Below are 11,445 nucleotides of genomic sequence, written 5' to 3'. Positions count from 1 at the left end.
GCGACGGGGCTCGGCCCGGCGGCGCGGGCCGGGGCGCCGGCGACGAGTCCGGCGGTGGTGACGGCGGCGGCGCCGACCGCGGTGTCGCGTAGCAGTCGACGGCGGGCGTAGCCGGACGGCTGGTTCTCGGGCATGTGTCGTCCTCCCCGTTCGGGATCGGTGATCGGTAGGCCCAGACCACCACCCCGCCGGCGCCGATGTCCAAGATCGACGAGCGCAACGACCGATATCCGGACCGATATCACCGCAGGCCAGGCCGGTGGCCCGGCCCGGATCAACGCAACGAATCGACGGCGGTCCGGGCCGCCTCCCCCATCGCCAGGTCCACGTCGATCCGGCGGGCGGCCAGCCGTTGCGTGCGTACCGCCACCGCTATCGCGTACCTGCGGCCGTCGGGGTACTCCGCGACGCCCGCTTCGAGGTGCAGTCCCGGCAGGGTGCCGGTCTTCCCGGCGACCCGGACCCCGGGTGGGAAACCGGCGGCCAGCCGGGTCCAGAAGAGCTGCCGTGCCATCAGCTCCCGGACCATGGCGCACGCGGGCGCCGGGCCGGCCTCGTCCCGCCACACCAGACGGAGCAGCCGGGTCAGCTCCCGGGCGGTGCTGGAGCTGGTGTGCTCGGGGTCGAAGACCCGCATCGCGCGGACCCGTTCGGGCGACAGGGTGGGGAAGATCCGCGCGAAGTCCGCCTCGGTGCGTGCGCCCACGTCGGAGAGCATCGTCTCGACGAGTTGCCGGGGGCCGCCGACGATCCGGGTGCGCGGCAGGTCCAGCTCCGCGGCCAGCATCGGCAGCACGTCCGCCCCGACCCGCCGCAGGAGCAGGTCGGCCGCCGTGTTGTCACTCACCGACATGGCCAGGTACGCGAGGTCGCGCAGGGAGACCTCCACGTCGTCGGCGCAGCCGGCCACACCCCAGCCGCCGAGCCGGTCGGCGGCACCGACGAGCACCCGTTCGGTCGGGTCGAGCTGGCCGGCGGCCGCCTGCCGGGCGAACTCCAGCACCACCATGATCTTGAAGACGGAGGCGATGACGATCTGCTCGTCGGCGCGCAGCGCCACCTCACCGCCGGCCGGGTCGTCCACGTCCACGACGTGCAGGCAACCCCGCACCCCGGCCCGCCCGAAGATCTCCCCGACCCGTTCCGCCACATCCACGCCGACACGGTAACCAGCGGCGACGCTAGGGTGCGCGGATGGACCTGCTGCGGCACCTGCGGCACTTCGTGGTGGTCGCCCGGGAACTGCACTTCGGCCGGGCCGCCGAGACGCTGGGCATGGCACAGCCGCCGCTGAGCCAGTCGATCCAGCGGTTGGAGCGGGAGCTGGGCGTCACCCTGTTCGACAGGTCACAGCGCCAGGTCGGCCTCACCACCGCCGGCCAGCTGCTGCTCGGCGAGGCCGACGAGCTGCTGGCCGGTGAACGCCGGCTGCGTCACCTCGCCGACCGGGTCCGCCGGGGCGCGCTCGGGGTGCTGCGCGCCGGCGTACCCCCGGAGACCCCGGCCGTGACGTTGCGCGCGCTGCTCGACGCGCTCGCGGCCCGCGCGCCCGGGCTCGCCCTCGACCTGCACGAACTGACGAGCGCCGAGCAGCACCGGATGCTCGCGGACGGGCGGCTGGACGTCGGCCTGCTGCACCATCCGGTCGACGGGGCCGGGCTGCGCTTCGGTGAGCCGGTGGACGTACCTGTGGGTGTGCTGCTGCCCCGGGCCTCGCCGCTGGCCCGGCCGCGGGAGATCGCGCTCGCCGATCTGGCCGGCATGGACCTGGTCACCGCGCCACCGGCCACCGCACCGGGCTGGCACGAGCACCTGCTGACCGTGTGCCGGCAGCACGGTTTCGCCCCGACCCGGGTCCGCCCCGCGCGCAACCCGGAGTTCCTGTTCGGTCTGCTCCTCGCCGGCGGCGCGGTCGCCGTCGAGCCCGCCGCGCTGGCCCGCCGGGAACCACGTGTCGCCTGGCGACCGATCACCGGCACGCCGCTGGTCCGGCGGATCTCCGCGGCCTGGCCGATCCGTGCGGCACACCCGGCCGCGCCGATGTTCGGCCACCTCGCCACCGAGACGCTCGCCGCGCCCGACGAACCGGGCGGGCCGGCGCTCCTCGCCCCGGCGGCCCGGCCGTGGCCGGTGCTGTTCGAGGCCGGCCGGGACGAGAAGTTGGCCCGCTGACCTCCCGCAGTTCACCCCGATCCGGCTAACATCGCTGATCATGAATATCAAGTGCGTCACCCGCTCGCGACCCGGGCGGCTGATCGCGGCGGTGGTGCTCGCCGTCGCGGTCGCGTTCCCGCTCGGCGTGACCGGCGCCGCGTCGGCCGCGACCACACTGACGGTGGCGCAGGCGCTCGCCGCCCAGGACGGCCGGACGGCCACCGTCACCGGCTACGTCATCGGCCAGCCCACCGCCACCACCGCGGTGCTCACCTCGGGCTTCACCGCCGACACCGCTATCGCGATCGCCGACCAGGCCGGCGAGACCGGCACCGCCCGGATGCTGTACGTGCAGGTGACGGCCGCCTGGCGGAGCACCTTCGGGCTGCTCACCAACCCGTCGCTGCGGGGACGGCAGGTGACCGCCACCGGCACGCTCACCGCGTACTTCAGTCACGGCGGGCTGAAGAACCCGACCGCCATGAGCCTCGGCGGCGGCGCCACGCCGAGTCCCACGCCGACCCCGGGCCCGACCGGCACCGCCGGGCCGGACGCGTACTACGCGAACGCGGCCGGCAAGACCGGGCCGGCGCTGCGCACCGCGCTGCACGGCATCATCAGGGTGCAGACGAAACTCAGCTACGACCAGGTGTGGGACGCACTCAAGGACACCGACCAGGATCCGGCCAACCCGGCGAACGTGGTCCTGCTCTACAGCGGACGGTCGCAGAGCAAGACGAGCAACGGCGGCGGCGCGAACGACTGGAACCGGGAGCACGTCTGGGCCAAGTCGCACGGCGACTTCGGCACCGCCACCGGTCCCGGCACGGACGTGCACCACCTGCGCCCGGAGGACGTGTCCGTCAACTCGTCGCGCGGCAACAAGGACTTCGACTCGGGCGGCGGCACGGTGGCCGAGGCGCCCGGCTGCTACACCGACGCCGACTCGTTCGAGCCGCGCGACGCGGTGAAGGGCGACGTGGCCCGCATGATCCTCTACATGGCGATCCGGTACGAGGGCGACGACGGCTGGCCGGACCTGGAACCGAACGACTCGGTCTCCAACGGCTCCGCGCCCCGCCTCGGGCGGCTGTCGAAGCTGCTGGCCTGGAACGACCAGGATCCGCCGGACGCCTTCGAGAAGCGCCGCAACCAGCGCATCTACGAGCGCTGGCAGGGCAACCGCAACCCGTTCGTCGACCACCCCGAGTGGGCGCGGTCGATCTGGGGTTGACGCTCGTCACCGATGTGAGGAAGCGTGGCGAGCGGGTAGAGACATCCGGTTGGCACGGCCGGGGCGGTCGGCACGGACGCGCCCCGGCACCGCACGATCGGAGATGAGGCTCTCATGGCCCAGAACGGCATTCCGGACATCGCGCTCAACGACGGCAACACCATCCCGCAGCTCGGCTTCGGCGTCTTCCAGATCGAGCCGAAGGACACCGTCCGGGCCGTGGGCACCGCGCTGGAGGTCGGCTACCGGCACATCGACACCGCCCAGATGTACGGCAACGAGGCCGAGGTGGGTCAGGCGCTGCGCGCCTCCGGGCTGGACCGCGGCGGGGTCTTCGTCACCAGCAAGCTGAACAACGGCTTCCACCGCCCGGACGACGCCCGCAAGGCGTTCGAGCAGTCGCTGCGGGAGCTGAAGTTCGACTACCTCGACCTGTTCCTGATCCACTGGCCGCTGCCCACCCGCTACGACGGCGACTTCGTCTCCACCTGGAAGGTGCTGGAGGAGCTGCGTGACGCGGGCACGGTCCGGTCGATCGGCGTGTCCAACTTCCAGGTCGCGCACCTGGAGCGGCTGGCCGCCGAGGCGGACGTGGTGCCGGCGGTCAACCAGATCGAGGCGCACCCCTACCTCGGCAACGAGGAGGTGCGGGCGCACGACAAGGCGCACGGCATCGCCACCGAGGCGTGGTCGCCGATCGCGCAGGGCAAGGTGCTCGACGACCCGACAGTCGTCGACGTGGCCGAGCAGATCGGCCGGACCCCGGCCCAGGTGGTGCTGCGCTGGCACGTGCAGCGCGGCGACATCGTCTTCCCGAAGTCGACCACGCCGAAGCGGATCGAGGAGAACTTCGCGATCTTCGACTTCACGCTCGACGACACCGCGATGGAGCGGCTCACCTCGCTGGACCGGGGCGAGGCCGGCCGGACGGGCCCGAACCCGGACGAGTTCGACTACATCCCGAACTGAGCGGTCACACGTCGGAGGGGCCCCGGGGAGACCCGGGGCCCCTCCGCTTGTTGACTTCGCGTGCACTCGAAGGGGCAGGGTGACCGGCAAAGCTCCGACGGGGAGGAAGACATGCGCTACCGCACCATCGGCACGGACCCGGCCACCCGCCGCGAAGTCAGCGTGCTCAGTCTCGGCGCGATGCTGTTCGGCACCGCCACCGACGAGGCCACCTCGTTCGCCATCCTCGACCGGTACGTCGAGGCGGGCGGCACCTTCATCGACACCTCGGACAACTACGCCTTCTGGCAGAACGGGGGCCAGGGTGGCGAGAGCGAGGAGCTGCTCGGCCGCTGGCGGCGCAGCCGCGGGATCGGCGACGAGGTGGTCATCGCGACGAAGCTGGGCGCCCGTCCGCTCGCCCCCGGCACCAGCTACGTCGACAACCCGGAAGGGCTGTCGGCCAAGGTGATCCGCGAGTCCGCCGAACGCAGCCGGGAGCGCCTCGGCGTCGAGCGGATCGACCTGCTCTACGCCCACATCGAGGACCACACGGTGCCGCTGCAGGAGACCGTGGAGGGATTCGCCGAGCTGGTGGCCGAGGGCACCGTCGGGTTGCTGGGCGCCAGCAACCACCGCGCCTGGCGGGTGGAGCGGGCCCGCGCGCTCGCCGCCGCGGCCGGCCTGCCCGGGTACGAGGTGCTCCAGTACCACCGCAGCTACCTGCCCCGGCGTCTCGACGTGCCGAGCGAGCTGGACCGCGACGGCGACGTCGGCTGGGCCGGCCCGGACCTGCTCAGCTATCTGCGTACCGAGCCGCAGCTCACCCTGGTGGCCTATTCGCCGCTGCTCAAGGGCGCGTACGCGAGGCCGGAACGGCTCGGCGAGGAGTACGCGCTGCCGGCCACCCCGGCCCGGCTGGAGGCGCTGCGGGCGGTGGCCGCCGAGACCGGCGCCACCGTCAACCAGGTGGTGCTGGCCTGGCTGACGGGCGGGGACATCCCGTCGATCCCGCTCGTCGGCTTCTCCTCGGTGGCGCAGCTGGAGGAGAGCCTGGCCGCCGTCGACCTGGAGCTGACCGCCGAGCAGCGGACCCGGCTGGACTCGGCAGCCTGACCGCTGATGGACGAGGGCGCAGAACTGTCCGACGCTCCCGATCGATGCGACTCATCCGTGCCGGAGCACAAGCCGCCGGGTAATTTTCGCTACCCGACCGACCCCGGCCCGCACCGGGTGGCCGGTGATACCGGGAGGCGCGGCCTCCGTGTCTGACGTCGGGCGCTTGAGTCGGCGGTCCACAAAATCCTGAGCCGAGCGCTCGGCCTCGTCGATCAGCTTCTGCGCCTTCGTCTCCATCTCCTTTCGGCGCTCCTCCGACTCGTCGGCCTCGGCCTGGAGGCTGTCTATGGCCAAGCGCCAAGCATCATCGAGCCGTCCGCGGTCGTCGAACAGACTGGTCTCAAGCGGCGGTCCGGGGTCGATGTAGTTGCTGGACGGCACCACCCACAGCGCGTCGTCAACGACGTACTTCTCGGGTTGCCCCACTCGGTCAGCCTGCTCGCCGTCACCAGGACTGTCCTCGTTCGGCTCTGGTTCGTGCGAAGGGTCCATTTTCACTCCTGTTCTCATCATCTCCATGCGAACTCCCCCGCACCGAGATCCTTGCGCTTGATCAGGTCGTTGTAGTGCACGAGCTTCAGAGAGAACCGATAGGAGATGTAGATCAGGTTGAGAGCCGACAGGGCACACAACGTGATCCAGCGCCAGTCAGTGATTCCAACGAAAGTAAGCGGGGCGGGGACGTCGTCGTTTTGGGTAGTCGTGGTGGCACCCGTCGACGAGGTGCCCAGATACAGGACCACGGCCGCCACGGAAACGATGCCGCTGGTGATCAGAGAAAGACGCGCCAGGAGAGAACCGCCGACGAGCGTCTCACGATCCCCGGTCATGCCGAACCAGGAGGCCGCGATCGCCGGCAACGCCAGCATCAGCGCCGGCAGGCCGCCCACCTGTGCGCCCTGAGGCGTGTTGACGAGATTTCCAACGACTGCCACCAACAGGGTGGTCGCGAGAGCTGTCACGGCCGCGCGGCCACGTGCGCCGGGCGGCGTCTCTTTGAAGCGAGCCAACAACGCGAGGTCTCGCATCTTCGGCGACTGTCGAGCATACCCACGTAGATAGACGTGAACAAAGTTCTGTCCACGCTTCCGACGCACCCGGAAATGGTGGCCGGACTGGGTGGCATGGCCGGATTCATGCGCACATCTGTCCGTCTTGCCGATGGGCCGCCTCCCCCGCCAATTCCGCTCAACCAATGATTCGCAGTGTCGACACTGCAAAACCTGCTTCAAAACGTACTTGTTCGCCGGCGCATTCACCCGCAGGTGGTAGCTGTCCGCCGTCAGCGCCAGGTCGAGCGGGACGGCAACTTGATCGGGCCTCAAGCCGAGGCCAAGCCGCAGCAAGCCCCGCCATGTGGCGGTCAGCGAGGACGGGATGTAAGTGCGCTCGTACTTCACGAGAACCCGACGACTGATAAGTTCTGCCGACGGAACGACAGCGATGATGGGGTAAGACGAGCTGAGCGCCGCGACGTACTTACGAACGCAACGCTGACTTTCGTCATCGGGGAAGGAGATGCCGTCCAGGATCGCGTCCATTTTCTCCTCGGCCACCTCCGCACAGAGATCCCAGATGTTGCCGTTGGCCGCTGCGGCCTCGCTCGGTGAGACCTGAGGACCCCGGGTGGCGATGATCTGTAGCAACGCCCACTCCGCGAGTCGCAGGGCCTCGTCCAGCTCTGTTGCCTTGGGGGCCATCCTCGCCAACAACAGGCGAAGGCCCGCGGCCGCCAACTGAACCGACTCTTCGTAGGACAGGGTGGTCAGAGAATCACCTGCCGCCGAGCGGATATGGAAGTTGTCCACGAGTTCACCCTTGAGTGGCTGGAGGACCGGCAGGTAGAGGGGACCGTTGGCGTCCAGCAGAGGCAGCGAGAACGAGACAGTTACTTGCTGCACTACTGCACGTTCGTCATGATCGATCGCCTCAGTCAATCGGGACCGGAATTTGCCCGGATCGACTATTAGCTCGACGAACAGGGCAACGGCATCCGCGTCCTGCTGGTAGCCGTCCACCGCAGCGGCCTGCAGCCGCCGAAGCGTGGAGATCGACGGCAGCACTGGCGTCTCCACGACCTTGGTTTCCCCTGCCAGCCGCTCACGCAGCCGGCCAAACATGAGGAGTGCAATTCCCACAGCCAATACGAGGAAGAACAGGCGCGCCGCCCCTTCCAGCCAATCGCCATGGGTGGCCAGCCAGCCGCCCTGCGCGTCGAACTGATGGCGCAGCCATCCCGTGCTGCCGGCAAGGATCACCAGAGGTGCGGCCACGACGCAAATGATCAGGTTCATTGCCGTCCTCGCCCAGCGGTGACCCATGAAATTCCGCCCCCAACCAAGAGCACACCGTATGCAGAGAGCAACACCCTGCTACAGGGTCTGGCACCTGTCGAGGCCCCGAGGGCACACCAGGGCGGACCACAAACGCCACGCGCGATGAGATCTGCGCACGTCAGGAGCACCCGATCAGCCGCCCCTCCGGACATTGACCATCCATGTCCGACGGCAGTCGTTACCGTATCGTTATCGGCACTCTTCGATGAATCCCTTCTTTGGGCAGCACCAGTCTCCACTCGGCCAACGCCCACACCATCCGGTAGTACGAAGGAAGCGAATCGGCGGTTCAGGCGACCAAGGGGAGAACATCGACCAATGCCGGTTGTCCACCGGCGATCCTCGCGTGGGATGCCGCGCCAGATCTGATCTAGCGGCTCGTCTGGCGCCTGAGGAGTGAGGCCGGAAGAGAGGGAGGACAGCATGACGCCGTCACGGCTCGCCGTCATCATCGGCAGCGCCCCGGAACGGCTTCTGATTCCTCGCTCAGGCGCCCCGCCACGCGGGCTCGACGTACGCGAAGTCGACGTGACCCATACGACCCCTCTCGGCCATCCTGCCCGCCGAGCCCACGCCCGACGTGCGGGAGTTCGCGGAGCAGGTGGCGCTCGCGGAAGCGTTCGTGGTGGTGACACCGGCGTGCAACCACAGCTTCCCGGCTTCGTTGAAACAGGCGATAGGCGTCGCGTACGACCAATGGCAGGACCACACCGGTCGGCTTTGTCTCATACGGCTGCCGGTCAACCGGCGCGCACGCGGTCGACCAACCCCGGACGGTCCTCGCCGCGCTGCACCGCGATGACGGTACGGGGGTGTCGGCGTCGGCCTGCTCAACGGCAGGCCCTCGCCCACTCTGGGGAACGGATCGGACAGGACGTCCGGCTGCTCCTCGACGGCTGTCCTGACGGGGATTCGCATTGCGCGAGGGCTGGTGCGACGCGCCCGTACGCCTGCTGGCATTACACCGACGAAAGAGGTAGTGACTCATGAGCAACCGGAACACCGGCCTGGCCGTCGAGGCCGAGGGCTTGGTCCGGTCCTTCGGTTCGACCCGGGCACTCGACGGGCTGGACCTGCGGGTTCCCGCCGGCACCGTCTACGGCGTACTGGGCCCGAACGGCGCCGGGAAGACCACAGCCGTACGCGTGCTGGCGACGCTGTTGCGCCCGGACGGCGGCACGGCCCGGGTCTTCGGGCACGACGTGGTGCGCGAGGCCGACGCGGTGCGCGCCCGGGTGAGCCTGACCGGCCAGTACGCCTCGCTGGACGAGGACCTGACCGGCGCGGAGAACCTGGTCCTGCTGGGCCGGCTGCTCGGGCTGGGCCGGTCCGGCGCCCGGGACCGGGCCGAGCAGTTGCTCGCCGCGTTCGGGCTGACCGATGCGGCGGGACGGCAGGTGAAGAAGTACTCCGGTGGGATGCGGCGGCGCATCGACATCGCCGCGAGCATCCTCAACACGCCGGACCTGCTGTTCCTCGACGAGCCGACCACCGGGCTGGACCCGCGCAGCCGCAACCAGGTGTGGGCGATCGTGCGGGCGGTGGTGGCGTACGGCACGACGGTGCTGCTGACCACGCAGTACCTCGACGAGGCGGACCAGCTCGCCGGCCGGATCGCTGTGGTCGACCACGGCCGGGTGATCGCGGAGGGCACCCCGGGCGAGTTGAAGTCGTCGATCGGCGCGGGCAGTGTCCACATCCGGCTGCGCGATCCGGAGCAGCGGCCGCAGGCCGAGCAGGTGCTGCGGGCGTCGCTCGGCGTACCGGTGCAGCTCGCCGCGGATCCGGCGGCGCTGACCGCCCGCGTCGGCGAGCACGGCACCGACCTGGAGGCCGGTACGCAGGCGGCGCGGGCGCTCGGTGAGCTGGCCGCCGCCGGCATCGTGGTGGACGACTTCTCCCTCGGCCAGCCCAGCCTGGACGAGGTCTTCCTGGCCCTGACCGACCACCCGGCCGTCCCGGCGGACGAGCGGGACGACGAACTGGAGGCGGCGCGATGAGCGACACCGCAATCAGCACCGGGCGGTCGCCGTCCGTCTACATGCCGTCCGCCGAGGCGCTGGCCACTGTGCTCGCCCCGGCCGAGCGGCCGGCCCGGCCCAGCGCGTTGTCGGCGTCGCTGACGTTCGGCTGGCGGGCGCTGCTGAAGATCAAGCACGTGCCGGAGCAGCTGTTCGACGTGACCGCGTTCCCGATCATCATGGTGCTGATGTTCACGTACCTGTTCGGTGGCGCGCTCGCCGACAGCCCGCGTGCGTACCTGCAGTTCTTCCTGCCCGGCATCATGGTCACGAGCGTCGTGATGATCACCATGTACACCGGGGTCGGGCTGAACAGCGACATCGAGAAGGGCGTCTTCGACCGGATCCGTACGCTGCCGGTCTGGCGGCCGGCGGCGCTGGTCGGGATGATCTTCGGCGACGTGCTGCGCTACGTCCTGGCCGCCGTGGTCATCCTCACCGTGGGCGTGGTGCTCGGCTTCCGTCCCGACGGCGGGCTGCTCGGGGTGCTCGCCGGGATCGGGCTGCTGGTGGTCTTCTCGTTCGCGTTCTCCTGGGTGTGGACGTTCTTCGGCCTGGTGCTGCGCAGCGAGAAGTCGGTGATGGGGACCAGCATGATGGTGCTGTTCCCGCTGACGTTCCTGAGCAACGTGTTCGTCGACCCGTCGACCATGCCCGGTTGGCTGCAGGCGTTCGTCAAGATCAACCCGATCACCCAGCTCGTCACCTCGGTCCGCGCGGCGATGGCCGGCTCGATGGACGGCCCGAGCACCATGTGGATGCTGCTCTGGAGCGCATTCTTCGTGGTCGTGTTCGGCACGCTGACGATGTACCGCTACAACCGCCGCTGACGCGACGACGGTGGCGGGGTCCACGCGGCCCCGCCACCGTCGGTGGTCAGAGCCGCCAGGGCACCGGCTCGGCCGGCCGGTAGCGGCAGGCGCCGCCGGTGGTGACCGACTCGCGCAGGTGCGCGGCGAGCGCCGGATGCCGCTCGTCGATGCGGCGCAGGGTGTCCCGGATCCGCCCGGTCACCGCCTTGCGCGCCCGTTCCGCCTGGTCACCGAGTCGCCGGTCGCGCCCGGCCAGCCCGGCGGCGGCACGCAACTGGTCGAGCAGCGCCGCGCGCTCGGCGTCCAGTTCGGCCAGCCGCCGCCCGTCGTCCTTGGCCGCCGCCCGGTCGATCTCGTCGTCGAGCCGCCGCAGGTGCCGGCGGTAGCGGGCCTTCGCCTCGTCGTCGAGCACCGGATCGGCTCCGAGGCGGCGCGCGGCGACGAGTTCCGGACCGGCCGCCGGATCGAGCAGTTCGACGGCGGGCACGTCCGCGCCGGGACGGCTCAGCAGCAGGCGCAGGTCGTGCAGCCCTTTGGCGTCGGGCAGGTGCACCACGACGCCGTCGTACGCGAGGCGCCACACCGGCCCGTCCGGACGGAACTCGGGCCGGATGACGTCCGCGCCGGGGTCGGGCGTCCGCCCGTGCACCACACCCGCCCGGGACAGGCCCGACGCGCCCCGCCGGCTGGGCAGCGACGGCGCGACGGCCAGGGCCGGAACGCCCGCGCCGAGCCGGGCCGCCACCGGCGCGACCGTTGCGGACGCCGCCGCCGGGGCGGGATCCGCCGCGCCCAGCCGGTCCACCACCTGGATCATCCCC

10 protein-coding genes and 1 pseudogene are annotated in these 11,445 nt (G+C 70.5%); 7 read left to right on the top strand and 4 right to left on the bottom strand.

From position 1 onward, the window contains the following. Positions 1-274: 274 nt before the first annotated feature. Positions 275-1,156 carry a serine hydrolase gene (locus tag AC2CHG_RS26315; RefSeq protein WP_262014904.1) on the bottom strand — a complete coding sequence of 294 codons (882 nt, stop codon included), beginning with the start codon at positions 1,154-1,156 and terminating at the stop codon, positions 275-277. Between the two features lie 38 nt (positions 1,157-1,194). Here AC2CHG_RS26315 and AC2CHG_RS26310 point away from each other — a divergent pair, with 38 nt between their 5' ends. The 4 genes from AC2CHG_RS26310 to AC2CHG_RS26295 all read left to right on the top strand — a co-directional run bounded on the left by AC2CHG_RS26310 (position 1,195) and on the right by AC2CHG_RS26295 (position 5,452). Next, the gene (locus AC2CHG_RS26310; protein ID WP_262014905.1) at positions 1,195-2,172 is read left to right on the top strand and encodes a LysR substrate-binding domain-containing protein; all 978 of its coding nucleotides are present in this window, start codon (positions 1,195-1,197) and stop codon (positions 2,170-2,172) included. Positions 2,173-2,212: 40 nt separating this feature from the next. Next, on the top strand, positions 2,213-3,388 hold the full coding sequence (locus AC2CHG_RS26305) for an endonuclease (protein ID WP_484525796.1): 1,176 nt from the start codon (positions 2,213-2,215) through the stop codon (positions 3,386-3,388). Between the two features lie 114 nt (positions 3,389-3,502). Beyond that, on the top strand, positions 3,503-4,357 hold the full coding sequence (locus AC2CHG_RS26300; RefSeq protein ID WP_484525795.1) for an aldo/keto reductase: 855 nt from the start codon (positions 3,503-3,505) through the stop codon (positions 4,355-4,357). 111 nt (positions 4,358-4,468) lie between these two features. Next, positions 4,469-5,452 (top strand): aldo/keto reductase, encoded by a 984-nt coding sequence (locus AC2CHG_RS26295; protein ID WP_484525794.1) that lies wholly within the window; start codon positions 4,469-4,471, stop codon positions 5,450-5,452. Positions 5,453-5,503: 51 nt separating this feature from the next. Here AC2CHG_RS26295 and AC2CHG_RS26290 read toward each other — a convergent pair whose 3' ends face one another. Then, entirely contained in the window at positions 5,504-5,974 is a 471-nt protein-coding gene (locus tag AC2CHG_RS26290; protein WP_355507294.1) for a hypothetical protein, read from the bottom strand. Continuing rightward, on the bottom strand, positions 5,965-7,749 hold the full coding sequence (locus AC2CHG_RS26285; RefSeq protein ID WP_355507292.1) for a hypothetical protein: 1,785 nt from the start codon (positions 7,747-7,749) through the stop codon (positions 5,965-5,967). Before AC2CHG_RS26285 ends, AC2CHG_RS26290 begins: the two co-directional genes overlap by 10 nt. A 622-nt stretch (positions 7,750-8,371) precedes the next feature. Between AC2CHG_RS26285 and AC2CHG_RS26280 the strand changes: the two genes are divergently transcribed. From AC2CHG_RS26280 to AC2CHG_RS26270, 3 genes are all read left to right on the top strand, one after another. After that, positions 8,372-8,593 (top strand): NAD(P)H-dependent oxidoreductase, encoded by a 222-nt coding sequence (locus tag AC2CHG_RS26280; protein ID WP_355507290.1) that lies wholly within the window; start codon positions 8,372-8,374, stop codon positions 8,591-8,593. 184 nt (positions 8,594-8,777) lie between these two features. Beyond that, positions 8,778-9,791: an ATP-binding cassette domain-containing protein gene (locus tag AC2CHG_RS26275; RefSeq protein WP_262014910.1), complete on the top strand. Its 1,014-nt coding sequence runs from the start codon at positions 8,778-8,780 to the stop codon at positions 9,789-9,791. Continuing rightward, positions 9,788-10,642, top strand: coding sequence for an ABC transporter permease (locus tag AC2CHG_RS26270; protein ID WP_357208096.1), 855 nt, complete (start codon positions 9,788-9,790; stop codon positions 10,640-10,642). The genes AC2CHG_RS26275 and AC2CHG_RS26270 overlap by 4 nt, the downstream gene beginning before the upstream one ends. 46 nt (positions 10,643-10,688) lie before the next feature. Here AC2CHG_RS26270 and AC2CHG_RS26265 read toward each other — a convergent pair. Beyond that, a pseudogene (locus AC2CHG_RS26265) lies at positions 10,689-11,445 on the bottom strand (ATPase); the annotation flags it as partial.

It is taken from the genome of Micromonospora sp. ATLC20, assembly GCF_057196585.1.
The sequence above is the reverse complement of the archived record's forward strand: the minus strand, read 5'-3'. Positions and strand labels throughout refer to the sequence as shown.